The following is a 23,630-nucleotide window of genomic DNA, read 5'->3' on the forward strand; positions in this document are numbered from 1 at the left end:
CCTGCCGAGCGGCGCGTTCAAGGGCCTGGGCGTCTCCTGGCGTAACGCTGCCTTCCGCAGCAACACCACAGCGGCGGACCAGGACGAAAACCGCCTGATCCTCAGCTACAGCCTGCCACTGCTGTAAGCACTTGGGGCCAGTCTTTGGAGAGCCAGGCGTTCTCCAAAGACGCCAAACGGTTGACTCGACCCAAGTACCCCTGGCGAAGCGGGCAGCAGCCACTGACAACCCCATTAGCCCGCTTTTCGCCGTTCGACAGGAGCATCCACATGCACTCAATTCTATCGACCCTGCTGGGTCCACTGCGCCACGGCGGCAAACCCGCAGGGGTGCCCGCCACTCCGATTCACCGCAGCCCCCCAACTCTGCACGTAACCGGGCAGGTGCTGAATCAGCTGTGCCTCAGCGTGGCCGACCTGCAAGCCATGCCGGGGCATGACTGGGTGGCACGGACCAGCAAGGCCCACATGGGTCATGCCCAGAAAACGCAGACGACAGGTTATCGCGGCGTCCTGCTGCGAGAGATCGTTTTGCAGGCGGCGCTGAAATGTGACGACCCTAAAGGCTGGAAGCGCGCCTACGTCGTGGCCCATGCCAACGATGGCCATAGCGCCCTGTTCAGCTGGAACGAGCTACTCAACACCGAGGTTGGTGACGGCGTGCTGGTGGTCTATGCCCAACACAACGAACCGCCCACCGCAGATACGGAACAACTCTTCCTGGTTTCGCGGCGCGATCGACATTCCGGGGCACGCCATGTGAAGCGGCTAAACAGCATAGAGCTGCGCACCAACAGCGACTGATAACAGTGGCGGCTTGACGCTGCAACGCAGCAGGACGAGCGCCGGCTATCCGCGACTAACCAGTTGCGCTGGCCATTGAGGAGGACGGTGATGTGTTCTGGCGATGCCTACGACCTTGAGCAGCAACCCCTGGCGGAGCAGGTGCTTCCCGGCCAGCAGGGGGGCCCCGAATTAAAAGCCGCGCTACGCGAATTGCTGGCGCAAATGGATCGCGCCGGACACGACATCAATATCCACACGCTTGGGCTGTTTCTCGGCAACTTTGTCCCCAGGCAGACCCTGGATCGAGCCGAAGAGTGGCAAGAGCGAGCCGCGCGACGGTGGCTTAACGAGATCAAACCGGCGCTGGTGGATCGCCTGGCCGAGCACTTTATCGGTGGCGATGCCAGTTCATGGCTTGTCAGCAAGCCGCCCCATAATGACTGGCGCGCGCCGGGCGCAACTGCGCCGAAGCAAATCCAGTGATGGCCTATTGGGCCTTACGCCACACGCTGGCCAGCCAGGGCTGCTGTGCGCGTGGCAGCCCCTGCGGGCGGTAGTAATGCTCCAGCTCGCTGAAACCGGCCGCCAGCAGCAGGCTGCGCCAATTGGTCAGGTCGTAATACGCGCCATAGCGGTCGCCGTTCCAACCTTCCTGGTTATCGCCACGCGGGTTGGAGCTGAACAGCACGCCACCCGCTTTCAACGTGGCATGCAGTTGGCGCAGCACCCGTGGCAGTTCCTGGCTGGGGATATGGAACAGCACGGCGTTGGCGAAGATGCCGTCGAAGCGCGCCGGCGGCAGGTCAAGGGCGAGAAAATCCTGCTGCCAGGCCTCGCACTGGCTGTCGCTGCGGGCCATCTCGACAAACTGCGGACAGCCGTCGAGACCGATGGCCGTATGGCCCAAGGCGCTGAACGTGCGCAGGTCACGGCCCGGGCCGCAGCCGAAATCGAGAATCTGGTAGGGCGCGTCGGCCTGGATATACCGCAGCAAGGCGGCAATGTTCTGGCTGACATCGTGCTCGCGGGTGCCCTCGCGGAAGTCTTCGGCGCAGTCCTGGTAGTGGCGCAGGGTCAGCGTGCTGATCTGCGCCAGTTCATCCGCACTCAAGGGCATACGCCTCAGCCCTCGGCCAACAGGCGACGCAGCTCGGCCAGCACCGGCGTACTGTCCGGACGCACACCGCGCCACAGGAAGAAGGCTTCGGCGGCCTGCTCAACCAGCATGCCGAGGCCGTCGAGGGTGCGCGCCGCGCCCTGATCGGCAGCCCAGCGGTTGAACGCAGTCGGCAGCTTGCCGTACATCATGTCGTAGCAGAGCGTATGCCCGGGCTGGATCAGGCTCGAAGCCAGCGCTGGCAGCTCGCCGGCCAAGCTGGCCGAGGTGCCATTGATGATCAGGTCAACCGGGGCATCGATCCAGTCAAAACCACTGGCCACCAACGGTCCCAAATCGGCGAATTCGCGGGCCAGCAGCTCGGCCTTTTCCACCGTGCGGTTGGCAATCACCAGCGCTGCCGGCCGCTCGGCCAGCAACGGCTCAAGTACCCCGCGCACGGCACCCCCGGCACCCAGCAGGAGGATACGTTTACCCTTGAGTTCGCAGCCGGCATTGACCTTGAGGTCGCGCACCAGGCCAGCACCGTCGGTGTTATCGCCGAGCAGGCTGCCATCGGCCAACTTCTTCAGGGTATTCACCGCACCGGCGCGCTGGGCACGGGCAGTCAGGCTATCGGTCAGCTGAAAGGCCTGCTCCTTGAACGGCACGGTGACATTGCCGCCCAGGCCCTCGGCAAAGAAAGCCCGGGCAAACCCGCTGAAATCCTCCAGTGGGGCCAGCAACGGCTCATAGCTCAGCTGTTCGCCAGTCTGCTGCGCGAACAGCCGGTGAATCAGCGGCGACTTACTGTGGCCGATGGGGTTGCCGAATACGCCGTAGCGGTCCATCAGCGGACCGCCTGGTTAAGCCAGTCGCGATCGGTCAGGAAGTATTCGGTCAGGCGCGCTTCCTCGCTGCCCGGCGCCGCCTTCCAGTCATAACCCCAACGCACATGCGGCGGCAGCGACATCAGGATCGATTCGGTGCGCCCGCCGGACTGCAAGCCGAACAGGGTGCCGCGGTCGAACACCAGGTTGAACTCGACGTAGCGGCCACGGCGGAAAGCCTGGAACTCGCGCTCGCGTTCGCCGTAAGGGGTCAGCTTGCGCCGCTGCACGATCGGCAGGTAGGCCGCCAGGTAGGCATCGCCGATGGCGCGGATAAAGGCGAAGCTGGTGTCGAAGTCCCACTGGTTGAGGTCATCGAAGAACAGCCCGCCGATGCCCCGCGGCTCGCCACGGTGCTTGAGGTGGAAGTAGCGATCGCACCATTCCTTGAACTTCGGGTAGACCTCGGCACCAAAGGGTGCGCAGGCGTCATGGGCGACTTGGTGCCAGTGCACGCAGTCTTCCTCGAAGGCGTAGTAGGGGGTCAGGTCGAAGCCGCCGCCGAACCACCAGACTGGTTCTTCGCCCTCTTTCTCGGCGCTGAAAAATCGCACGTTGGCGTGGGAAGTCGGCACATAGGGGTTTTCCGGGTGGATCACCAGGGACACGCCGAGGGCTTCAAAGCCGCGCCCGGCCAGTTCCGGACGATGGGCGCTGGCGGAGGGCGGCAGGCTGTCGCCGAATACGTGGGAGAAATTCACCCCGCCTTTTTCGATCAACGCGCCGTTCTCGACCACGCGGGTGCGGCCACCACCACCGGCGGGGCGCTGCCAGGCATCCTCGAAAAACTCGGCGCTACCATCCTCGGCTTGCAGGGCGGTACAGATACGGTCTTGCAGGTCGAGCAGATAGGCTTTGACGGCCTCAGTACGGTCACTCACGGCAGCACCTTGAAAGCGGGTAAGGCCGTTCGGCAATGGGGTGACCGAGCGGCGAAATCGGCGGCAAGCATAGCATTTATGGCCTGCCATCCATGCCGGCCACCCTGCGGGCCGTCGCTGCGCGACGTAAAAAATCGCTCCCGGCCATTTTCCCTGCGCTCAACCCACCGCAGTTGACGCCGGTCAATGGATGGCCGGGCTAACCCAGGCAGACGCATGGCGAATCAGGACGGGCGCACCACATCGCCGCTGATCAGGTCGCGAATCAGGCTGGGGTTCTTGCGCCCTCCCAGTGCGCCACCGAGCACCTTGTCCAGTTGCCCGGGGAAATACTGCTCGACGCGCAGGCGACTGCGTGCGGCGGGGCGACCGCCCGGATTGGCGGAGGTCGACACCAGCGGCCCGGTCAGGGCGCACAACTCACGCACCAGCGGATGAGCGCTGACGCGCAGGGCAACGCTGTCGTGCTGCCCTGTGATCCACTCAGGCAGGCGGTGCTGATGGGGCACCAGCCAGGTATTGGGGCCGGGCCAGCTGCCAGCCAGCCGCGCCAGCCAGATTTCCGGCAGGTCATCGAGAAGAAAGTCGAACTGCTCGATATCGGCGGCCACCAGAATCAGCCCTTTGTGGACGGGGCGATCCTTCAGCGCTAATAGGCGCTCGACCGCCAACTCGTCCCAAGGATCACAGCCCAAGCCCCAGACAGCTTCCGTCGGATAGCCAATCACCCCACCACGCCGCACCACCTGTGCGGCCTGTTGCACCTGCCACCTGCTGACCATTCACTGCTCTCCGCTAAAGCCTGGCCGGCAGTGTATCCAAGCTAGCGCGCGCGGCCCACCCAGCGACCGCCCTCGCAGGCCACCAGACCGTCCAGCTCCAGCTCGGTCAGCGCCGCCAACACTTCGGATAACGGTCTACCGCTGGCGACGACCAGGGCTTCGCTGCTATGCGGCGCGGCATGCAGCAGCTCCAGCAACGGATGACTGTAAGGCTGCGCCAGGGGTGCTTGCTCGGGCGGCGCTGACAACTGCCAACCACGCAGCGCCTCGAGGATATGCTCGATGCTTTCCACCAGCGTGGCACCCTCGCGGATCAGCTGATGGCAGCCACGAGCACCGGGATGATGAATTGAACCAGGAATCGCATACACCTCGCGGCCCTGTTCCGCCGCCAGCCGGGCGGTGATCAACGACCCACTGGACGGGCTGGCCTCGACCACCAGCACTCCGAGCGACAAGCCGCTGATAATGCGATTGCGTCGAGGAAAATTGCTCGATTGTGGCGGGCAGTCCAGCGGCAACTCGGAGACCAGCGCACCACCCTGCGCGACGATTTCGGCCGCCAGCTTTATATGTCGCGCCGGGTACAGGCACTGCAAACCCGTGCCGAGCACCGCTACCGTCTTGCCACCGGCATCCAGTGCGCCCTGATGGGCCGCACCATCGATACCCAAGGCCAAACCACTGGTAATCACAAAACCGCCACCGGCCAGGCTGCGGGCAAAACTCTGCGCAGTATCCAGCCCCGGCCTGGAGGCGCGCCGACTGCCGACCATGGCCAGTTGCGGCTGCTCCAGCAACGCGGGATCGCCCTCAACGAACAGCAAAGGCGGCGCATCAGGTAGCTCGGCCAACAAGCCCGGATAGGTCGGCTCATCCCACATCAGCACATGGTGCTGTTCGGCTTCCAACCAGGCCAGGCTCTGCGCCGCACGCTCACGCACCTCGGTGCTACGCCGTGACTCGGCACAGGCCGCTGGCAACCCTAATGCACGCCAGGCGCTGGCCGGCGCGCTGAGCGCGGCAGAAGCACTGGCGAAAGCACTGAGTAATTTGCGAAAGCGCCGAGGGCCCAACTCCGGCAAGCAATGCAGGCGCAGACGGGCTTCAAGTTCAGCGGGAGAGACGGCAGGGGAAATAGCAGAGGATTGCGACATCCGGATCATCCTTGATCGGTCGCGCCGCGTGTGCGGCAAGGGAGTCAAATTGCAGCGCAACGGCACGCAGGATGGCACGCAATAAAAAGCCCCGCGATTGCGGGGCTCTTTGGTTTTACGGGTTACGCACTTTATCCATGACTTCAAGCGAGCGACTGGCACCTAGCACCAGGCCATAACTGAGCTTGTCGTAGGTGCGGAACACCATCAACAGACCGGAACGCTCATCTGGGATTTTCACCGACTCTCCGGTTACTCGGTCGCGCACGGTTTCACCGGTCTTGTAGATCGCCAGCACATTGCCTTCGCTGAGGCCGTCGCGCACGCCCTTGTTCAGGGTCACCACATCGAACTGACCAATCTGGGTCACACCGCGCGGCACGTCGAGAATCACACCGTTGATTTCGCCAGCTGGCTCACTCGGCATAAAGGTCGAATTGATCGAGCGCTCTTCAGTGGCAAACAGACGATCGCCGAGACGCACTTCCTGGGTCGAGCGGCTCAGCAGCATAGTGCCGATATCGCCTTCTTCGGCAACGATCTCACCCGAGCCAATGTCGTCGGCGTTGATCCCGAGGAACTCCTGGGTGTCCGGGTCCGCGTAGGTTTTACCCTGACGGAAGATCCCGTACGCCGGAGCCGACTCATCGAAAACACCGCGAGCATACACGCGATCGCCTGCGCCGCTGACTACACGTTCGGCGTTACCAGCAACGATATAGGGCGCACCCTGGAACTGCTCCGGGGTATCGACGATGCGGTTGCTCAGCAGGAAGCTGTTGATCGCTTCCAGCGGAATCGCCGGAATGGCCTCGGCCATCGGTGTGCTGCGAATCTGTGGCGACAGCTTGATGGTACCGCGCGACTCGCCACGGTTGAGCATCAGGCGCGGCTGGCCGTCGATGTACACCAGGCTGAGCAGGTCGCCTGGATAGATCAGATGGGGGTTTTCCACCTGTGGGTTGGCGTGCCAGATTTCCGGCCATTTCCACGGCTCGCTAAGAAATTTTCCGGAGATATCCCAGAGGGTATCGCCCTTGACCACGGTGTACCGGTCTGGGTGACCGTCCTTGAGTTGCACTTCGGCCTGGGCCAAGCCACTTGCCGCAAGCAGCAGCAGGGCGAGTAGTGATTTCCTCATGCGGTGAATCCCTTTATTATGTGTCTTCACGTGGAGCGCCCTAGCGCCGCGACGAAACCCAGTCGTGCTGCGGCGTGAAGCCGTTTTTCAATGCTGCTCATCATCTTAGCAGCGGATTTTGACTTTATTCCACAAGTGCATCACAAACGCATATGGCGATCCTGAATATCCTCGAATTTCCCGATCCGCGCCTGCGCACCATCGCCAAGCCGGTGGACGTAGTCGACGACGCCTTGCGTCAGCTGATCGACGACATGTTTGAAACCATGTACGACGCTCCGGGCATCGGCCTGGCCGCCACCCAGGTCAACGTGCACAAGCGTCTGGTGGTCATGGACCTTTCCGAGGACAAGAGCGAGCCGCGGGTGTTTATCAACCCCGAGTTCGAGCCGCTGACCGAGGAAATGGAGCAATACCAGGAAGGCTGCCTGTCGGTGCCGGGTTTCTACGAAAACGTCGATCGCCCGCAAAAGGTCAAGATCAAGGCCCTGGACCGTGACGGCCAGCCCTATGAGCTGATCGCCGAAGGCCTACTCGCCGTGTGCATCCAGCACGAATGCGACCACCTCAACGGCAAGCTGTTTGTTGATTACCTGTCTAATCTCAAACGCGACCGCATCAAGAAGAAGCTGGAAAAGCAACATCGCCAACAAGCTTGAGCCACACCTTATAAAGGCTTGCTGCGGCAAGCCTTTTTCTTTCTAGCAGTGAGAACCCATGTCTGAGTCTTTGCGTATTGTCTTTGCCGGCACCCCGGAATTCGCCGCCGAACACCTCAAGGCCTTGCTCGACACGCCACACCAGATCATTGCCGTGTACAGCCAACCGGATCGCCCAGCCGGCCGTGGGCAGAAGCTCACACCCAGCCCGGTCAAGCAACTCGCCGTACAGCATGAAATTCCCGTTTACCAGCCGCAGACCCTGCGCGATCCCACTGCCCAAGCCGAACTCGCAGCACTCAAACCCGACCTGATGGTGGTGGTGGCTTACGGCCTGATCTTGCCGCAGGTGGTGCTCGATACTCCACGCCTGGGTTGCATCAACAGCCACGCCTCCTTGCTGCCGCGTTGGCGCGGTGCCGCACCGATCCAGCGTGCAGTCGAAGCCGGTGATGCCGAATCCGGCGTCACCGTGATGCAGATGGAAGCCGGCCTGGACACCGGGCCGATGTTGCTCAAGGTCAGCACACCTATTACTGCCGAAGACACTGGCGGCAGCTTGCACGACCGCCTGGCCGCGCTCGGCCCGCAGGCGGTGATCAAAGCCATCGCCGGCCTGGCCGCCGGCACGCTCAAGGGCGAGGTGCAGGACGACAGCCTGGCCACTTACGCACACAAACTGAACAAGGACGAAGCACGCCTGGACTGGAGCCGCCCGGCCATTGAGCTGGAACGCCTGGCCCGCGCCTTTAACCCCTGGCCGATCTGCCATAGCACGCTCAATGGCGAAGCCATCAAAGTGCACGCCGCTGCACTAGGCGAAGGGCAGGGCAAACCCGGCAGCATCCTCGCCGCCGACAAGTCAGGGCTGACCGTGGCCTGCGGCCAAGGCGCGCTGCGCCTGACCCGCTTGCAGCTACCGGGCGGCAAGGCGCTGGCCTTCAGTGATCTGTACAACAGCCGCCGCGAGCAGTTCGCCATTGGCCTGGTACTCGGCCAATGAACCCGCGTCTCGCCGCCGCCCGTGCCCTGGCCGTGGTACTCAATGGCAAAGCCTCGCTGGGCAGCAGCCTGCCGCCGCTGCTGGATAAGGTCGACGCCCGTGACCGCGGCCTGGCCCAGGACCTGGCCTTCGGCACCGCGCGCTGGCAGCCGCGCTTGGCCCTGATCACCGAGAAGCTGCTGCAGAAACCCTTCAAGGCCGCCGACCGTGACGTCGAGGCGCTGCTGCTGATCGGCCTGTACCAGCTGTTCTACACCCGCATTCCGGCCCACGCCGCCATCGGCGAGACGGTGGCCTGCGTCGACAAGCTGAAGAAGCCTTCGCTCAAGGGCCTGCTCAATGCCGTGCTGCGCAATGCCCAGCGCGATGGCGAGAGCATTATCGCCAGCCTGGAGCGCGACCCGGTGCTGCACACCGCCCACCCGCGCTGGCTGCAGAAAGCCCTGAAAGCCCAGTGGCCAGAGCAATGGGAGGCCATCTGCGCGGCCAACAACGCCCATCCGCCGCTGATTCTGCGGGTCAACCGCCGCCTCGGCAGCCGCGATGACTACCTGGCCGAACTGCGCCGGGTCGGCTTCGACGCCGAGCTCTGCACCTTCAGCCGCGACGGCATCCGCCTGCTGCAAGCCTGCGATGTCACCACCCTGCCGGGCTTCGCCGAAGGCCGGCTTAGCGTGCAGGACGAAGCCGCGCAACTGGCCGCCGAACTGCTCGACCTGGCACCCGGCCAGAGTGTGCTGGACGCCTGCTGCGCCCCCGGCGGCAAGACCTGCCATCTGCTCGAAGCCGAGCCGGCGCTGGCCGGCGTGGTGGCGGTAGACCTCGAAGAAAAACGCCTGGTGCGGGTGCGCGAGAACCTCAAGCGCCTTGGCCTGCAAGCCGAGCTGATCGCCGCCGATGGCCGTGATCTGGCCGCCTGGTGGGACGGCAAGCCGTTCCAGCGCATCCTGCTCGACGCGCCTTGTTCGGCCACCGGGGTGATTCGCCGTCACCCAGATATCAAGCTGACCCGTCAGCCCGAGGATATTCCGGCCCTGGCCCAGTTGCAGGGCGAGCTGCTCGATGCCCTGTGGCAGACCCTGGAAGTCGGCGGCATCCTGCTGTATGCGACCTGCTCGGTGATGCCGGCGGAAAACAGCGACAACATCGCCGCCTTCCTCGCCCGCACCCCCGGTGCCCGTGAGCTGGATATCGCCGGCGCGTTCGGGATCAAGCAGGCCCATGGCCGCCAGTTATTGCCGCAAGTGGACGGCCACGACGGCTTCTACTATGCCAAGCTGATCAAAATCGCCGCCGCTCGCGGCTGAGGAACAGACTGCATGAAGATCATCATTCTCGGCGCTGGCCAAGTGGGCGGCACCCTGGCAGAACACCTGGCCAGCGAGGCCAACGACATCACCGTGGTCGACACCGATGGCGAGCGCCTGCGTGAGCTCGGCGACCGTCTGGATATCCGCACCGTGCAGGGCCGCGGCTCGTTCCCCACGGTATTGCGCCAAGCCGGCGCGGACGATGCCGACATGCTGGTGGCGGTGACCAACAGCGACGAAATCAACATGATCGCCTGCCAGGTCGCCTACAGCCTGTTTCACACCCCGACCAAGATCGCCCGGGTGCGTGAAGCCGCCTACCTGACCCGCAGCGGCCTGTTCAGCAACGAGTCGATTCCGGTCGACGTGCTGATCAGCCCCGAGCAGGTGGTGACCAACTACATCAAGCGCCTGATCGAATACCCCGGCGCCCTGCAGGTGATCGACTTCGCCGGCGGCAAGGCCCAGCTGGTGGCGGTCAAAGCCTATTACGGCGGCCCGCTGGTCGGTCAGCAGCTGCGCCAGTTGCGCGAGCATATGCCCAACGTCGACACCCGAGTGGCGGCGATCTTCCGCCGTAACCGGGCAATCATGCCGCAGGGCGATACGGTGATCGAAGCCGACGATGAAGTGTTCTTTATCGCCGCCAAGGCGCATATCCGTGCGGTGATGAGCGAAATGCGCCGCATGGAAGACAGCTACAAGCGCGTGGTGATCGCCGGCGGCGGGCATATCGGCGAGCGCCTGGCCGAGGCCATCGAGAGCCGCTATCAGGTGAAGATCATCGAGATGAACCCGGCGCGCTGCCGCTACCTCTCGGAAACACTCGATAGCACCATCGTGCTGCAGGGCAGTGCCTCGGACCGTGACCTGCTGGTGGAAGAAAACATCAGCGACGCCGATATCTTCCTGGCGCTGACCAACGACGACGAGGCCAACATCATGTCCTCCTTGCTGGCCAAGCGCCTGGGCGCGCGCAAGGTGATGACCCTGATCAACAACCCGGCCTACGTCGACCTGGTACAGGGCGGCGAGATCGACATCGCCATCAGCCCGCAGCTGGCCACCATCGGCACCCTGCTGACTCACGTGCGCCGTGGCGATATCGAAAGCGTGCACTCGCTGCGCCGTGGTGCCGCCGAGGCTATCGAAGCCATTGCCCATGGCGATGCCAAATCGAGCAAGGTGGTCGGCCGCGCCATCGCCGATATCGCCCTGCCACCGGGCACCACCATCGGCGCGATCATTCGCAATGAAGAGGTGCTGATCGCCCATGACAACACGGTGATCGAGTCCGGCGACCATGTGATCCTGTTCCTGGTCGACAAAAAATACATCCGCGATGCCGAGCGGCTGTTCCAGGTCGGCCTGACGTTCTTCTAGGAATCGCCCATGAGCACTGAAGCCCTGGAAAAAATGCTGGCCAAGGGCATGGACAACGCCCTGCTGCGCTTCGGCCTAGGCAAGGGTTATCTGGATGCGGCTGAGTTCGCCCAGGCGGCGGAGCATTTGCAGCGCTGTGTGCAATTCGATCCGCAGTACTCAGCCGCCTGGAAGCTACTCGGCCAGGCGCTGAACAAACAGGGATTGACTGATCAGGCGCGAATGGCCTGGACGCAGGGTTTGCAAGCCGCGCAAGAGAAGGGCGACAAGCAAGCGGAAAAGGAGATCGGGGTGTTTCTCAAGCGCCTGGATAAGCTCGCCCAGTAACTCGGCTTAGCCTAGAGTGCGGCAAGCTACTCGGAGTGCACAAAGCGCAGGCCAACCCCCTGTGCTTCGATGCGTACGACTTCCAGCGTAAGAATCGGCGCTTCCATGGGCAGGCCTTGCACCTGGCCCTGCATCTGCTCCCCCAGGGCAAGCACATTCTGCGCCTGATCCATCAGCACATAGACACCGCAATCGGAAATATCCCGGGTGGTGACCAGCATCTCACCGTGCACCGGGTGATCTATACGCAGGCGAACCTTGAGGGGCGTGCGGAGATGATTTCGACTATTGCTCATGCTGCGTCCGTCAAAGTGCGTGCCTGCAGACTAGTCGAGAGCGAATGCCGCTCGCAAGCCAGATGCCACACGAGCCACCCGCCTCAGTACCACTTGGCCTCACCGTCCGGGCGCTTCTTGAAACGCTTCATGCTCCACATGTACTGGCTGGGGTAGGCGCGTACATAACGCTCGATCACCGAACTCATGGCGGCCACCGCGACTTCCGTATCAGTGCTGTACATCTCTTCCGGCGCAGCTTCCAGAATCACCTTGAAACCCGAACCATCCGGGAGCCGCAGTGCATGCAGGAACACCCCACGAGCCTTGCCGCCGCTGAGCATGCCGGCAACAAACTTGCTGGTTAGCGCCTCGGTGCCGAGGAAGGGCACGAAGATCCCCGAAGAGCGGCTCGGCTCGGGATCGGCCGGAATGCCTACGGCTCCGCCTTTGCGCACTTCCTTGATCACGCTGAGGATGCCTTCCTTGGTCGACGGCGCAACGCGGTTCCCCAGCTGCACGCGCTGCTGACGCAGCAGGTCGTCGACCGCCTTCAGCTTGGGCGGACGGTAGAAGATGATCGGTTTGCACTGCGCGCAGTAGAAGTGGTTAAGCACTTCCCAGTTGCCGAGGTGGCTGGTGATGCCGACCACGCCTTTGCCGCTGGCCAGAGCCTCCTTGAGCACATCCAGACCCTCGACCTCGCGCACCAGGCCGATGGACTTCTGCGCCGGCCAGATCCAGGCACAGGCGCTTTCGGTCAGGGTTCTACCGATATCCATCAGCGATTGACCCAGCAGGCGCTGGTGCGCGGCGTCGTCCAACTCGGGAAAGCACTTGCGCAAGTTGATGCTGGCCACTTCGCGTGAGCCGTTCGGCAGCTTCCACATCAACCAGCCAATTGCCGCACCTACGGCCTGTACGGCGCGCCACGGCAGCAAGGCAAACAAACGCAGAAAGCCCACCACCAGGGCACCTTTGAGCTTTTCCACAGGCAACTCCAGCCGATCAAAAGGCGCTTATTGTAACCACCTGCGCTAGCGGGTGCTCAGGTGTGCGTAGCGGTCACAGTCTCTGGTGTGATCCATGACCATGCCGGTGGCCTGCATATAGGCGTAGCAGATGGTCGGGCCGACAAAGGTGAAACCGGCCTTCTTCAGCGCCTTGCTCATCGCCTCGGCCTCAGCGGTTACTGCCGGCACCTGGCCGCGTTCGCTGAAGTGATTGATCTTCGGCGCGCCGCCAACAAAGGACCAGAGCAGCGTCACCGGGTCTTCCAGCTTGAGCCAGGCCTGGGCGTTCTTGCGCACGGCCTTGAGCTTGAGGCGGTTGCGGATAATGCCTGGGTCCTGCATCAGGGTTTCTTCGATGTACTCGTCCGAGAGTGCGGCCAGGCGCTGCACATCGAAGCCGAACAGCACCTCGCGGTAGCGCTCGCGCTTCTTCAGCACGGTGATCCATGACAGGCCGGCCTGGAAGGCTTCGAGCAGGAGCAATTCAAACAGCACCTTGGGGTCGCGTTGCGGCACGCCCCATTCCTGATCGTGGTAGGTGATATACAGCGGGTCTTCGGAGCACCAAGAGCAGCGTGGCATGCGGGTTTTCCTGAGCTTCGGTATACTCGCGGACTTTCTGACGCCGCCAAAGTACGGGTGAAATTTGTGAGCCAGACTACGCCTGCCGTGCGCACCTTCCAAGACTTGATCCTCGCCCTGCAACAGTACTGGGCCGAGCAGGGCTGCGTGGTGATGCAGCCCTACGATATGGAAATGGGTGCGGGCACCTTCCACACCGCCACCTTCCTCCGCGCCATCGGTCCCGAGACCTGGAACGCCGCCTACGTGCAGCCTTCCCGTCGTCCGGCTGACGGCCGCTACGGCGAAAACCCTAACCGCCTGCAGCACTACTATCAGTTCCAGGTGGTCTTGAAGCCGAACCCGGAAAACTTCCAGGAGCTGTACTTAGGCTCGCTGAAGGCCATCGGTATCGACCCGCTGGTGCACGACATTCGCTTTGTCGAAGACAACTGGGAATCGCCAACCCTCGGTGCCTGGGGTCTGGGCTGGGAAATCTGGCTGAACGGCATGGAAGTCACCCAGTTCACCTACTTCCAGCAAGTCGGCGGCATCGAGTGCTACCCGGTGACCGGCGAGATCACCTACGGCCTCGAACGCCTGGCCATGTACCTGCAGGGCGTCGATTCGGTGTACGACCTGGTGTGGACCGACGGCCAGTTCGGCAAGGTCACCTATGGCGATGTGTTCCACCAGAACGAGGTGGAGCAGTCGACCTACAACTTCGAGCACGCCAACGTCGAGAAGCTGTTCGAGCTGTTCGACTTCTACGAGTCGGAAGCCAACCGCCTGATCGAGCTGGAGCTGCCGCTGCCGACCTACGAGATGGTGCTCAAGGCCTCGCACACCTTCAACCTGCTGGATGCGCGCCGCGCCATCTCGGTGACCGCGCGTCAGCAGTACATCCTGCGCGTGCGCGCCCTGGCTCGCGCCGTGGCGCAGAGCTATCTGCAGGCGCGGCGCAAGCTCGGCTTCCCGCTCGCCACCCCCGACCTGCGTGATGAAGTTTTAGCCAAGCTGGAGGCAGCAGAATGAGTGCGCGTGATTTCCTGGTAGAACTGGGCACCGAAGAGCTGCCACCGAAAGCCCTGAAAACCCTGGGTGAAGCTTTCCTCAGCGGTATCGAAAAAGGCCTGAAAACTGCTGGCCTGAGCTATGGCCAGGTGCGCTACTACGCCGCGCCGCGGCGTCTGGCCGTGTTGATCGAGCAGCTTGAAGAGCAACAAGCCGATCGCACCCAGAACCTCGACGGCCCGCCCATCCAGGCGGCGTTCGACAAGGACGGCAACCCGACTCAGGCAGCGCTGGGCTTCGCCAAGAAGTGTGGCGTTGAGCTGAGCCAGATCGACCAGAGCGGCCCCAAGCTGAAATTCAGCCAGAGCATTCCGGGCCAGGCTGCGGCCGGCCTGCTGCCCGCCATCGTCGAAACCTCGCTGAACGAGCTTCCGATTCCCAAGCGCATGCGCTGGGGCGCGCGCAAAACCGAATTCGTCCGCCCGAGCCAGTGGCTGGTGATGCTGTTCGGTGACGAGGTGATCGACTGCGAAATCCTCGCACAGCAAGCCGGTCGCGTATCCCGTGGCCACCGCTTCCACGCCAACCATGAGGTGCGTATCAGCGCGCCGGCCAACTACGCCGAAGACCTGCGCAGCGCCTATGTGATTGCCGACTTCGCCGAGCGCCGCGCGCAGATCGCTGCCCGCGTCGACCAGCTTGCCGCCGAGCAGCAGGGCACGGCCATCGTGCCACCAGCGTTGCTGGATGAAGTCAGCGCCCTGGTCGAATGGCCGGTGCCGCTGGTCTGCTCGTTCGAGGAGCGCTTCCTCGAAGTGCCGCAGGAAGCGCTGATCACCACCATGCAGGACAACCAGAAGTACTTCTGCCTGCTGGACGCCAACGGCAAGCTGCTGCCACGCTTTATCACCGTGGCCAACGTCGAGAGCAAAGACCCGGCGCAGATCATTTCCGGTAACGAGAAGGTGGTGCGTCCGCGCCTGACCGACGCCGAGTTCTTCTTTAAGCAGGACAAGAAGCAGAAGCTGGAAAGCTTCAACCAGCGCCTGGCCAATGTGGTGTTCCAGGCCCAGCTCGGTTCGGTCTATGACAAGGCTCAGCGGGTTTCCGCCCTGGCCGGTTTTATCGCCCAACGCATCGGTGGCGACGCTACCCGCGCCGCGCGGGCCGGCCTGCTGTGCAAGTGCGACCTGGCCAGCGAGATGGTCGGCGAATTCCCGGAAATGCAGGGCATCGCCGGTTACTACTACGCCAAGCATGACGGCGAAGCCGAAGACGTGGCCCTGGCGCTGAACGAGCAATATATGCCGCGCGGTGCCGGCGCTGAGCTGCCGAGTACCCTCACCGGTGCCGCCGTGGCCCTGTCCGATAAGCTGGACACCCTGGTCGGCATCTTCGGCATCGGCATGCTGCCCACCGGCAGCAAGGACCCCTACGCCCTGCGTCGTGCGGCCCTCGGCGTGCTGCGCATCCTGATTGAGAAGCAGCTGGATCTGGACCTGGTTGAGGCAGTCAAGTTTGCTTACGCCCAATACGTCCAACAGATGGTCGATAAAGGTCAGACAGGCATTAGCCTTGATGAACAGCTGGTGCTGGACTTTATCTTCGACCGTCTGCGCGCCCGTTATGAGGACGAAGGCGTCGAAGTGGCTGTGTACCAGGCCGTACGTGCGATCAGCCCGACCTCGCCGCTGGACTTCGATCAGCGCGTGCAGGCCGTGCAGGCCTTCCGTGCATTGCCGCAGGCGGCGGCTCTCGCGGCAGCGAACAAGCGCGTGTCCAACCTGCTGAGCAAGGCCGAAGGCCAGGTCGCAGCGAGCGTCGAAGCGCATCACTTCGACAGCCCCAGCGAGTTCGCTCTCAACGCCGCTATCCAGCAGGCCGAGCATGCGGTACGGCCGCTGGCTGAAGCCCGTCAGTACAACCTGGCGCTGAGCCAGCTGGCCAACCTGCGCGAGCCGGTGGACGCCTTCTTCGAGGCCGTACTGGTCAACGCCGAAGACCCTGCCGTGCGGGCCAACCGCTATGCGCTGCTGGCCAAGCTGCGTGGCCTGTTCCTCGGTGTGGCCGATATCTCGGTACTCGGCTAAGCACACCACGTAGGATGGGTTGAGCGCAGCGATACCCATCACAACAGCATGGGTTACGCCGCTTTGCGGCTAACCCATCCTACGGATTTTGAGCTTGCCGCTATGAAACTGCTGATTCTCGACCGCGACGGCGTGATCAATTACGACTCCGACGCCTATATCAAAAGCCTCGCCGAATGGACTCCATTGCCCGGTGCCATCGAAGCTATCGCGCGCCTGTCGCAAGCCGGCTGGACCGTCGCCGTGGCCACCAATCAGTCCGGGGTTGCCCGCGGTTATTACGACCTGGCCACCCTGGAAGCCATGCACGCGCGCCTGCGCGAACTGGTGGCGGCGCAGGGCGGCGAGCTGGGCTTGATCGTGCACTGCATCCACGGCCCGGATGAGGGCTGCAACTGCCGCAAACCGAAACCCGGCATGCTCGAGCAGATTGCTGCGTACTATGGCGTGGCACTCAAGGGCGTCTGGTTTGTCGGAGACAGCAGCGGTGACCTGACAGCGGCCAGCGCCGTCGATTGTCAGCCAGTTTTAGTAAAGACCGGCAAGGGCGAACGCACCCTGGCGAAAGGATTGCCAGCGGGCACCCTGGTATTCGATGATCTGGCGGCGGTTGCCGATCAGCTTCTCCACTTATAAAGCAGGCGCTGCCTGCGACGGTAAAAGCTCCCATGTCGACAGTGCAGACCCTCAGAACCTTCCTCTTCTACCTGCTGCTGGCTTCCACCTCCTTCTTCTGGTGCACCCTCAGCGTCTTCGTCGCGCCCTTTCTGCCGTTTCGTGCACGCTACCGCTTTGTCGTGCAGAACTGGTGCCGCTGCGCCACCTGGCTGGCCAAGGTGGTGGTCGGCATCAACTACGAGATCAAGGGCCTGGAGAATATCCCCGATAAGCCTTGCGTGATCCTCGCCAAACACCAAAGCACCTGGGAAACCTTTTTCCTTTGCGGCTACTTCGAGCCGCTGAGCCAGGTGGTCAAACGCGAGCTGCTGTATGTGCCGTTCTTCGGCTGGGCCATGGCCATGCTCAAGCCCATCGCGATTGACCGCAGCAACCCCAAGGCGGCGCTCAAGCAGCTGGCCAAACTCGGCCACAAGCGCCTGGGGCAGGGTGCCTGGGTGCTGGTGTTCCCGGAAGGCACACGCATTCCACCAGGCCAGATCGGCAAGTTCAGCCGAGGCGGTGCCTCCCTCGCCGTGAATGCCAACCTGCCGGTGCTGCCGGTTGCCCACAACGCCGGCGAGTTCTGGCCCAAGCAGGGCTGGCGTAAGACCCCTGGAACCGTCCAGGTGATTATCGGCCCACCGATGTACGCCGAAGGCACAGGCCCACGCGCCATCGCCGAACTCAACGACCGCGCCTTTGCCTGGGTCAGCCAGGCGCAACGCGATATCGGCTCACTGGATGCGCAGAGCCAGCCGCTGGAGACACAAGAGTCGGCCTAGGCCAATTGTGGATAACCTGTGCGCGAAATACCGGCAGAGTGCCATTAAGACTTTCAAGATAATGATTAATAAGCAGTTTTCATGAAGGCCTGACTAACAGCGTTTCGTGCATAAGTTTTTCCAGAGCAATCCAAAGCCGGCCATAGTGCCGGCTTTTTATCGCTCGAATTTTCTGACCCTGCGCCTACATTTATTCGTACGATCCCTGATGTTCCATGTGGAACAAAAAAGCCCCTGCTGAGATTAATCAGCAGGGGCTTTTTATTTAGATGCCTGAACGTGTTCAGGCATCCCCTAGGCTGTTGGAGGTCGAAAGCATAAATGCTCAAGCAGATCACCACCATCCATCCTGCCGGCACCACCTTTTCAGTCGTAGGAGAACAGCTGGCCCAACCTGTTATTTGAGGCGCTCGGCTGCCTTGCGGTAAGCCTGCTCACGCTCACGGCGATCAACCACGACCACAAACACCACCACCTCATGGTCAATCACCTGGTACACCAAGCGGTAGCCGCTGCTGCGCAGTTTGATCTTGTAGCAATCCGGCAGCGAATGGAGGCGGTTTGCTTCGATTCGCGGATTGAGCAATACCTCAGCGAGTTTTTTCTTGAGCTGCTGGCGAACGGTATCACCCAGCTTTTGCCATTCCTTCAGTGCCCGCGCATCGAACTCAAGGCTATAGGTCATCCAGCGCAACCTTCACGCGCTGAGGAGCTGCCAGGCGTTCACGAACCGTGGCTATTAACGCTTCATCTTCCTCAGTCATCAGCACTGGACGAAATGGTAGCTGTCCGCGCTCAGCCACATACTGCAAAGCCTGGCGCATTAGCTCAGAAGGGGTGACGCCGAGCTTTTCCAGCTCACGGTAAGCCCGGACTTTAAGCTCGTCGTCGATACGGATATTGATGGATGCCATGACCGACCCTCGACTGTAATTACAAACGTCATTACAGTGCCACCCTTGTGTTTTTTTGGCAACCGTCGATTGCCTGATCGAGTCAAAGTGCGGATAACCCTAGGTAACCGGACAATTGCTGATGCTATTTGTGTAATCGCTGCACTGCTCAAAGAAAAACCCCGGCGCTAGGCCGGGGTAGTGGCAGATTTCATCATGACAATAACTCGCACAATCATGACAATTAACCTGCCCGTCGACAAACCGTTTAGAAGTCCAGGTTGGACACGGCCAGCGCGTTGGTCTCGATAAAGTCCCTACGCGGTTCTACAGCGTCACCCATCAAAGTGTTGAAGATCTGATCGGCAGCGATCGCGTCTTCGATCCGCACCTTGAGCATGCGGCGCACTTCCGGGTCCATGGTGGTTTCCCAGAGCTGATCCGGGTTCATTTCACCCAGACCTTTATAGCGCTGAATGCTGTGGCGCTTGGTGCTTTCGGCCATCAGCCAGGCCAGCGCATCCTTGAAGGTGCTGACTGGCTTCTTGCGCTCGCCACGCTGCACGTAGGCACCGTCTTCCAGCAAGCTGTTGAGCTGGTCGCCCAGGCCGGTCACAGTCTTGTAGTCGTTACTGGCGAAGAAGTCGCGGTTGAAGACGATGTAGCTGGAAACCCCATGGGAAACCAGCTCGACCTGTGGCAACCAGAGGTGACGCTCCTGGTCTTCGTGCAGGCTGGTCTTGTACACCAGGCCGGACTTCTCCATGCCTTTGAGGCGGCCATCGAGCAGGGCGAGCCATTGCTGCATGGCCTCTTTATTCGCCAGCTGCTCGGTTTCCACACGCGGGATATAAACGAAGTGCTCGGTGAGCTCCAACGGGTACAGGCGCGACAGGCGCTTGAGAGTCTTCATCACCAGGCGATAATCGTTGACCAGACGCTCCAGCGACTCGCCAGACAGACCAGGCGCGCTTTCATTGACGTGCAGGCTGGCGTCTTCCAGGGCCGATTGGGTCATGTATTCATCCATGGCCTCGTCGTCCTTGATGTACTGCTCCTGCTTGCCCTTCTTCACCTTGTACAGCGGCGGTTGAGCGATATAAATGTAGCCACGCTCGACCAGCTCCGGCAGCTGACGGAAGAAGAAGGTCAGCAGCAGAGTACGGATGTGCGAACCGTCGACGTCGGCGTCGGTCATGATGATGATGTTGTGATAGCGCAGCTTGTCGATGTTGTACTCATCGCGGCCGATACCACAGCCCAGGGCGGTGATCAGGGTGCCGACTTCCTGGGAGGAAATCATCTTGTCGAAACGGGCTTTCTCGACGTTGAGGATCTTGCCCTTGAGCGGCAGGATCGCCTGGGTCTTGCGGTTACGGCCCTGTTTGGCAGAGCCGCCCGCGGAGTCCCCTTCCACGATATAGAGTTCGGAAAGGGCAGGGTCTTTCTCCTGGCAGTCGGCCAGTTTGCCCGGCAGCCCGGCGATATCCAGCGCGCCTTTACGGCGAGTCATTTCACGGGCTTTACGCGCCGCTTCACGAGCACGTGCAGCGTCGATCATCTTGCCGACCACGGCCTTGGCTTCGTTGGGGTTTTCCAACAGGAAGTCGGAGAAGTACTTGCCCATCTCCTGTTCCACCGCGGTTTTCACCTCGGAGGAAACCAGCTTGTCTTTGGTCTGTGAACTGAATTTCGGGTCCGGAACTTTGACCGAAATAATCGCGGTCAGGCCTTCACGGGCATCGTCACCGGTGGTGGCGATCTTGTGCTTCTTGGCCAAACCTTCCTGCTCGATATAGGCATTCAGGTTACGCGTCAGCGCCGAGCGGAAGCCGGCGAGGTGGGTACCACCGTCGCGCTGGGGAATGTTGTTGGTGAAGCACAGCAGGTTCTCGTTGAAGCTGTCGTTCCACTGCAGGGCGACTTCTACACCCACACCGTCATCACGCTGCACGGTGAAGTGGAACACCTGGTTGACCGCGGTCTTGTTGTGGTTGAGGTATTCAACGAAAGCACGCAGACCGCCTTCGTACTTGAACAGCTCTTCCTTACCGCTGCGTTCGTCCTTGAGAACGATGCCAACACCGGAGTTGAGGAACGACAATTCGCGCAGGCGCTTGGCCAGGATGTCCCAGCTGAAGTGGATATTAGCAAAGGTGTCTTCGGACGGTTTGAAGTGGATCTGCGTACCGGTGACATCGCTGTCACCAACCGCTGCAATCGGAGCCTGAGGCACGCCGTGGATGTAGGTCTGTTCCCAGATCTTGCCGCTACGGCGGATGGTCAGGATCAGTTCCTTGGACAGGGCGTTCACTACGGAAACACCCACGCCGTGCAGACCACCGGAAACCTTGTAGCTGTTGTCGTCGAACTTACCGCCGGCGTGCAGCACGGTCATGATGACTTCGGCAGCGGAAACGCCTTCTTCCTTGTGCATATCGACCGGGATACCGCGGCCGTTATCGCGCACGCTGATCGACTCATCCGGGTGGATGGTGATGGTGATTTCGCTGCAATGCCCAGCCAACGCCTCGTCAATCGAGTTGTCGACCACCTCGAACACCATGTGGTGCAGACCGCTGCCATCGTCGGTATCGCCGATGTACATGCCAGGCCGCTTGCGTACGGCATCCAGGCCCTTGAGGACCTTAATGTTATTGGAGTCGTACGTTTGGTTTTCGCTCATGCCTTCACTCCCGGTGGTCGTGGGTCTGGGTGATGCCACCATGTTCCACGTGGAACATGGCAACTGGCGTATCCGTGCGCCAGCCTTCCCTCAACAATTCATGGTCTACACAGGTGATGAACACCTGGCAGTGCAAGTCTTCCAACAATCGGCACAGCGCGCGACGATGCTGTTCATCCAGTTCTGACGGCAGGTCATCCACCAGATAGATGCATTGGCCGTGCTTGGCCTGATTGACTAAATGGCCCTGAGCAATGCGCAGGGCACATACAACTAATTTCTGCTGGCCGCGAGACAGAACCTCGGCGGCGTTATGTGCGCCTAGACGTAACCGTAAATCGGCACGCTGTGGGCCCGCTTGGGTATGACCCAACTGCTGATCGCGGGTGAGGGTAGAGGCGAGCACTTCAGTCAGCTCACGCTCTTTATCCCAACCTCGGTAGTAGCTGAGGCTTAGCCCTTGCAGATCAAGCAGCTCACTCAGGGTGCGCTCGAAGACCGGTTTCAGGGCCTGGATATAGGCACGTCTGTAGCCGTCTATTTCGTCGCTGGCCAGGCACAACTCACGATCCCAGGCCGCCTGCGAAGCGGCGTCAAGTGTACCATGCCGCAGCCACGAGTTCCGCTGACGCAGGGCCTTCTGCAGGCGCTGCCAGGCTGGCAGGAAGCGAGGTTCCACGTGGAACACTCCCCAATCGAGGAACTGTCGCCTGATCTTCGGTGCACCCTCCAGTAAACGGAAGCTGTCCGGATTGATCAGCTGCAGCGGCAATGTTTCGGCAAGCTGCGCCGCGCTACGGGCATTCTGCCCGTCGATGCGAATCTGAAATTCGCCCTGACGATCGCGGGAAATCCCCAGACTACTTTGCCGACCATCCGCCAACTGCACCTGGCCAAAGATGGTGCAGGCGAGTTGTTCGTACTGGATAACCGGAAGCAGCCGAGTACTGCGAAAGGAACGCGCCAAACCCAACAGATAGATGGCTTCGAGCAAGCTGGTTTTACCGCTGCCATTATCGCCGGAGAGGATGTTGATACGCGGGGAGGGGGAGAGGGTCACCGGGTGCAGGTTACGCACCGCGGTGACGGTAAAGCGAGTAAGGGACATTCAGTGATTACAGGCGCATCGGCATAACGACGTAGGACGAATCGTCGTTATCGGCTTCCTGCACCAGAGCACTGCTGTTGGCATCGGAGAGAATCAGACGCACCTGGTCGGTGGTCATCACGCTCAGTACGTCGAGCAGGTAGCTGACGTTGAAACCAATCTCCAGCGCGCTGCCGTTGTAGTCCACGGCGATCTCTTCCTCGGCTTCTTCCTGCTCAGGGTTGTTCGCCTGGATTTTCAGCAGGCCGGACTCCAGCTGCAGACGAATGCCACGGTACTTCTCGTTGGACAGAATCGCGGTACGGCTGAACGCTTCACGCAGGCCCTGACGATCGGCCACCACCAGCTTGTCGCCACCGCGCGGCAATACGCGCTCGTAATCCGGGAACTTGCCGTCGACCAGTTTCGAGGTGAAGGTAAACTCACCGGTGGTCGCACGAATGTGGTGCTGACCAAGAACGATGCTGACGCTGCCGTCTTGCTCGGTGAGCAGACGGGCCAGTTCGAGAATACCTTTGCGTGGCACGATGACCTGGTGGCGTTCAACCTGTTCGATTGCCGCCTCCATCGAACACATGGCCAGACGGTGACCGTCGGTGGCTACGGCGCGGAGGATGCCAGTCTGTACTTCCAGCAGCATGCCGTTGAGGTAATAACGCACGTCCTGCTGGGCCATGGCAAAGCTGGTGCGCTCGATCAAACGACGCAGTTTGCTTTGCACCAAGCTGAAGGTCAGCGAGCCTGGGCCTTCTTCGACGGTGGGGAAATCATTGGCGGGCAGGGTGGACAGACTGAAGCGGCTGCGACCGGCTTTGACCAGCAGCTTCTGCTCGTCGATACGGATATCGATCAGGGCGTCAGCCGGCAGGCTTTTGCAGATGTCCATCAGCTTGCGCGCCGGCACGGTGATCTCACCGGACTCCGCTGGCTCTTCCAGGGTGACCCGGCCGACCAGTTCGACTTCGAGGTCGGTACCGGTCAACGACAGTTGCTGGCCTTCAACCACCAGCAGAACGTTCGAGAGCACCGGCAAGGTCTGACGGCGTTCCACGACGCCGGCGACCAGTTGCAGAGGTTTCAACAAGGCTTCGCGTTGAATGGTGAAATGCATGGTCTAGTCCCTTGCCTAGTGG

The 23,630-nt window shown here is 61.6% G+C and carries 26 protein-coding genes; 12 read left to right on the forward strand and 14 right to left on the reverse strand.

The window, feature by feature from the left end:
- The 3 genes from WBK23_RS00300 to WBK23_RS00310 all read left to right on the forward strand — a co-directional run.
- On the forward strand, nt 1-127 hold a 127-nt coding region (locus tag WBK23_RS00300; protein WP_424482075.1), incomplete at its 5' end, for an OprD family outer membrane porin.
- A 143-nt stretch (nt 128-270) separates the two neighbouring features.
- Nucleotides 271-804 carry a hypothetical protein gene (locus WBK23_RS00305; protein ID WP_424482020.1) on the forward strand — a complete coding sequence of 178 codons (534 nt, stop codon included), beginning with the start codon at nt 271-273 and terminating at the stop codon, nt 802-804.
- 90 nt (nt 805-894) lie between these two features.
- Entirely contained in the window at nt 895-1,269 is a 375-nt protein-coding gene (locus WBK23_RS00310) for a hypothetical protein (protein ID WP_424482021.1), read from the forward strand.
- Nucleotides 1,270-1,273: 4 nt separating this feature from the next.
- Here the strand turns inward: WBK23_RS00310 and WBK23_RS00315 are convergent, their stop codons facing one another.
- The 6 genes from WBK23_RS00315 to WBK23_RS00340 form a co-directional block, all read right to left on the reverse strand.
- Nucleotides 1,274-1,903 carry a class I SAM-dependent methyltransferase gene (locus WBK23_RS00315; protein ID WP_424482022.1) on the reverse strand — a complete coding sequence of 210 codons (630 nt, stop codon included), beginning with the start codon at nt 1,901-1,903 and terminating at the stop codon, nt 1,274-1,276.
- Between the two features lie 5 nt (nt 1,904-1,908).
- Nucleotides 1,909-2,733, reverse strand: a complete 825-nt coding sequence (aroE, locus tag WBK23_RS00320) for a shikimate dehydrogenase (RefSeq protein ID WP_424482023.1) — start codon at nt 2,731-2,733, stop codon at nt 1,909-1,911.
- The gene (gene hemF / locus WBK23_RS00325) at nt 2,733-3,653 is read right to left on the reverse strand and encodes an oxygen-dependent coproporphyrinogen oxidase (RefSeq protein ID WP_424482024.1); all 921 of its coding nucleotides are present in this window, start codon (nt 3,651-3,653) and stop codon (nt 2,733-2,735) included. The genes aroE and hemF overlap by 1 nt, the downstream gene beginning before the upstream one ends.
- Nucleotides 3,654-3,877: 224 nt before the next feature.
- The gene (locus tag WBK23_RS00330) at nt 3,878-4,435 is read right to left on the reverse strand and encodes an L-threonylcarbamoyladenylate synthase (protein ID WP_424482025.1); all 558 of its coding nucleotides are present in this window, start codon (nt 4,433-4,435) and stop codon (nt 3,878-3,880) included.
- A gap of 41 nt (nt 4,436-4,476) precedes the next feature.
- On the reverse strand, nt 4,477-5,592 hold the full coding sequence (dprA, locus tag WBK23_RS00335; protein WP_424482026.1) for a DNA-processing protein DprA: 1,116 nt from the start codon (nt 5,590-5,592) through the stop codon (nt 4,477-4,479).
- A 115-nt stretch (nt 5,593-5,707) separates the two neighbouring features.
- Nucleotides 5,708-6,733: a LysM peptidoglycan-binding domain-containing protein gene (locus WBK23_RS00340; RefSeq protein WP_424482027.1), complete on the reverse strand. Its 1,026-nt coding sequence runs from the start codon at nt 6,731-6,733 to the stop codon at nt 5,708-5,710.
- Nucleotides 6,734-6,885: 152 nt separating this feature from the next.
- On the opposite strand from WBK23_RS00340, the gene def reads away from it, so the two are divergent.
- Genes def through WBK23_RS00365 form a run of 5 tightly spaced genes read left to right on the forward strand, consistent with a single transcriptional unit; the run spans nt 6,886 to nt 11,415 of the window.
- Complete coding sequence (gene def, locus WBK23_RS00345; RefSeq protein ID WP_424482028.1) at nt 6,886-7,392, forward strand: peptide deformylase; 507 nt, start codon at nt 6,886-6,888, stop codon at nt 7,390-7,392.
- Nucleotides 7,393-7,450: 58 nt separating this feature from the next.
- Complete coding sequence (fmt, locus tag WBK23_RS00350; protein ID WP_424482029.1) at nt 7,451-8,395, forward strand: methionyl-tRNA formyltransferase; 945 nt, start codon at nt 7,451-7,453, stop codon at nt 8,393-8,395.
- A complete protein-coding gene (gene rsmB / locus WBK23_RS00355; RefSeq protein WP_424482030.1) occupies nt 8,392-9,702 on the forward strand; it encodes a 16S rRNA (cytosine(967)-C(5))-methyltransferase RsmB in 1,311 nt (436 codons plus the stop codon). The genes fmt and rsmB overlap by 4 nt, the downstream gene beginning before the upstream one ends.
- Before the next feature lie 12 nt (nt 9,703-9,714).
- Entirely contained in the window at nt 9,715-11,088 is a 1,374-nt protein-coding gene (gene trkA, locus WBK23_RS00360; protein WP_424482031.1) for a Trk system potassium transporter TrkA, read from the forward strand.
- A gap of 9 nt (nt 11,089-11,097) precedes the next feature.
- On the forward strand, nt 11,098-11,415 hold the full coding sequence (locus WBK23_RS00365) for a tetratricopeptide repeat protein (protein ID WP_424482032.1): 318 nt from the start codon (nt 11,098-11,100) through the stop codon (nt 11,413-11,415).
- A gap of 26 nt (nt 11,416-11,441) precedes the next feature.
- Here WBK23_RS00365 and WBK23_RS00370 read toward each other — a convergent pair whose 3' ends face one another.
- The 3 genes from WBK23_RS00370 to WBK23_RS00380 all read right to left on the reverse strand — a co-directional run bounded on the left by WBK23_RS00370 (nt 11,442) and on the right by WBK23_RS00380 (nt 13,285).
- Nucleotides 11,442-11,711 (reverse strand): PilZ domain-containing protein, encoded by a 270-nt coding sequence (locus WBK23_RS00370; protein ID WP_424482033.1) that lies wholly within the window; start codon nt 11,709-11,711, stop codon nt 11,442-11,444.
- Between the two features lie 83 nt (nt 11,712-11,794).
- Nucleotides 11,795-12,682 carry a lysophospholipid acyltransferase gene (locus WBK23_RS00375; RefSeq protein ID WP_424482034.1) on the reverse strand — a complete coding sequence of 296 codons (888 nt, stop codon included), beginning with the start codon at nt 12,680-12,682 and terminating at the stop codon, nt 11,795-11,797.
- A 45-nt stretch (nt 12,683-12,727) separates the two neighbouring features.
- Complete coding sequence (locus WBK23_RS00380; protein WP_424482035.1) at nt 12,728-13,285, reverse strand: DNA-3-methyladenine glycosylase I; 558 nt, start codon at nt 13,283-13,285, stop codon at nt 12,728-12,730.
- A 66-nt stretch (nt 13,286-13,351) separates the two neighbouring features.
- Here WBK23_RS00380 and glyQ point away from each other — a divergent pair, with 66 nt between their 5' ends.
- The 4 genes from glyQ to WBK23_RS00400 all read left to right on the forward strand — a co-directional run bounded on the left by glyQ (nt 13,352) and on the right by WBK23_RS00400 (nt 17,810).
- Nucleotides 13,352-14,299: a glycine--tRNA ligase subunit alpha gene (gene glyQ / locus WBK23_RS00385; protein WP_424482036.1), complete on the forward strand. Its 948-nt coding sequence runs from the start codon at nt 13,352-13,354 to the stop codon at nt 14,297-14,299.
- Complete coding sequence (glyS, locus tag WBK23_RS00390) at nt 14,296-16,368, forward strand: glycine--tRNA ligase subunit beta (protein WP_424482037.1); 2,073 nt, start codon at nt 14,296-14,298, stop codon at nt 16,366-16,368. Before glyQ ends, glyS begins: the two co-directional genes overlap by 4 nt.
- A 102-nt stretch (nt 16,369-16,470) precedes the next feature.
- Entirely contained in the window at nt 16,471-17,004 is a 534-nt protein-coding gene (gene gmhB / locus WBK23_RS00395) for a D-glycero-beta-D-manno-heptose 1,7-bisphosphate 7-phosphatase (protein ID WP_424482038.1), read from the forward strand.
- A gap of 32 nt (nt 17,005-17,036) precedes the next feature.
- Nucleotides 17,037-17,810: a lysophospholipid acyltransferase family protein gene (locus WBK23_RS00400; RefSeq protein WP_424482039.1), complete on the forward strand. Its 774-nt coding sequence runs from the start codon at nt 17,037-17,039 to the stop codon at nt 17,808-17,810.
- Nucleotides 17,811-18,207: 397 nt separating this feature from the next.
- Here the strand turns inward: WBK23_RS00400 and WBK23_RS00405 are convergent, their stop codons facing one another.
- The 5 genes from WBK23_RS00405 to dnaN all read right to left on the reverse strand — a co-directional run bounded on the left by WBK23_RS00405 (nt 18,208) and on the right by dnaN (nt 23,608).
- Nucleotides 18,208-18,495 carry a type II toxin-antitoxin system RelE family toxin gene (locus tag WBK23_RS00405; protein WP_424482040.1) on the reverse strand — a complete coding sequence of 96 codons (288 nt, stop codon included), beginning with the start codon at nt 18,493-18,495 and terminating at the stop codon, nt 18,208-18,210.
- Nucleotides 18,485-18,724, reverse strand: a complete 240-nt coding sequence (locus WBK23_RS00410; protein ID WP_039964104.1) for a type II toxin-antitoxin system RelB/DinJ family antitoxin — start codon at nt 18,722-18,724, stop codon at nt 18,485-18,487. The genes WBK23_RS00405 and WBK23_RS00410 overlap by 11 nt, the downstream gene beginning before the upstream one ends.
- Before the next feature lie 247 nt (nt 18,725-18,971).
- Nucleotides 18,972-21,389 carry a DNA topoisomerase (ATP-hydrolyzing) subunit B gene (gene gyrB, locus WBK23_RS00415; protein WP_424482041.1) on the reverse strand — a complete coding sequence of 806 codons (2,418 nt, stop codon included), beginning with the start codon at nt 21,387-21,389 and terminating at the stop codon, nt 18,972-18,974.
- Nucleotides 21,390-21,393: 4 nt separating this feature from the next.
- On the reverse strand, nt 21,394-22,497 hold the full coding sequence (recF, locus tag WBK23_RS00420) for a DNA replication/repair protein RecF (protein ID WP_424482042.1): 1,104 nt from the start codon (nt 22,495-22,497) through the stop codon (nt 21,394-21,396).
- A gap of 7 nt (nt 22,498-22,504) precedes the next feature.
- Nucleotides 22,505-23,608 (reverse strand): DNA polymerase III subunit beta, encoded by a 1,104-nt coding sequence (gene dnaN, locus WBK23_RS00425; RefSeq protein WP_424482043.1) that lies wholly within the window; start codon nt 23,606-23,608, stop codon nt 22,505-22,507.
- Nucleotides 23,609-23,630 lie beyond the last annotated feature (22 nt).

It is taken from the genome of Pseudomonas sp. (genome assembly GCF_049653025.1).
Classification (GTDB): Bacteria; Pseudomonadota; Gammaproteobacteria; order Pseudomonadales; family Pseudomonadaceae; genus Aquipseudomonas.